Annotated in this window: 1 pseudogene; it reads right to left on the bottom strand. The window is 62.7% G+C overall.

Annotated elements, in window-relative coordinates:
* A pseudogene (locus H4N64_RS44280) lies at window positions 1-407 on the bottom strand (hypothetical protein); the annotation flags it as partial.

Raw genomic sequence — 407 nt, 5'->3', positions numbered from 1 at the left:
CTCTTTGGCCTTTTGCTTAGCGGCACGCGATTCCTTGTCCTTTTCGTCCAGCTGCAGCCCCAGGATCGCTATCTGGGCAGCATCCCCGCCTTGTTCCCGCAACGCCTCCTCTAGCAGTTTGCGCAGGTGGGCGCCATCGGCAGCATTCAACGGAGCGCCATGCTCGTGCGCATCCTCGACCAGCTTGGTAACGAAGTCGGCGGGCGGCATCCGCTGACCGCTGAGATAGCGGGAAACAGTGCCCGGATCCCGGTGGCGCCGCACCGAATATCTTCGGAGAGGGATGTCCAGATACGAAAACAGGACGCGCAGTGCCTCAGCCAGTGCCCTCTTGGCAGGGGGCAGGTCCTTGGCCAGCGAGTGGAGCGGCTCATTCGTTGCCTTCTCAACGCAGAGCCGGTCCTCGT

The organism is Streptomyces cupreus, from assembly GCF_014257025.1.
Lineage (GTDB): Bacteria > Actinomycetota > Actinomycetes > Streptomycetales > Streptomycetaceae > Streptomyces > Streptomyces cupreus.
The sequence above is the reverse complement of the archived record's forward strand: the minus strand, read 5'-3'. Positions and strand labels throughout refer to the sequence as shown.